Raw genomic sequence first — 846 nt, 5'->3', positions numbered from 1 at the left:
GGCATTGAGAAGCCATCGCAACCGGCGGTAACTCCCACTAATCCTGCCAAAATTCCGTTAATTGTCATGGTGAGATCGGGCTTGCCACCTGTGAATTGACTCACCAATGTGGCTGCTATTCCACCACCGGCAGCACCAAGGGTTGTGGTAACTGCGATGTAAGGAACTTCAGGGGCCATAGATAGCCAAGAGCCAGGATTAAAGCCATACCAACCAATCCAAAGGATCAAACAACCAAGGGTTGCAATCGCCATGTTGTGGCCGGGTATTGCGTTGGTTTTACCGTCAACAAATTTGCCGATGCGTGGCCCAAGCAGCACAGCTCCCACCAAACCAGCACAGGCACCGAAAGTGTGCACAACTGTGGATCCAGCAAAATCAATAAAACCAAGCCGGTTTAACCAACCTCCACCAACACCAGCGTCGTCGGGGAAGTTCCACTGCCATGAGCCAGCAATTGGGTAAAGAATGCCAACCAAGATCAATGAAAAAATAACAAATTCACCAAATTTGATGCGCTCTGCCACAAGGCCAGAAACAATCGTGGCGGCAGTGCCGGCAAAGGCAGCTTGAAAAAGAAAATCAACGCTCGGCACTAAAGAGCCGTCTTTAACCATATCTGGTGTTACGGCGGGATCAAAGAACAAACCGCCAAACTTGAACCAACCGGGAATTATCCAGTCGGCGTTATACATAATTTTGTAGCCAATAAACCAATAGGCCGTAACCGCTAGGGCGAATACGATCAAGTTCTTGGCAAGGATATTAACTGCATTTTTACCGCGGCACATCCCAGCTTCAACCATGGCGAAGCCGGCGTTCATGAAGATCACCAACACCGCGCAG

The 846-nt window shown here is 49.5% G+C and carries 1 protein-coding gene; it reads right to left on the bottom strand.

The window, feature by feature from the left end; all coding sequences use genetic code 11:
• A partial coding sequence (locus C7K08_RS14690; protein ID WP_423218707.1) for an ammonium transporter occupies positions 1–846 on the bottom strand: 846 nt, incomplete at both ends.

This window comes from Synechococcus lacustris str. Tous (genome assembly GCF_003011125.1).
GTDB classification, from domain to species: domain Bacteria; phylum Cyanobacteriota; class Cyanobacteriia; order PCC-6307; family Cyanobiaceae; genus Synechococcus_D; species Synechococcus_D lacustris.
This window is presented reverse-complemented; position numbering and strand designations above follow the sequence as displayed.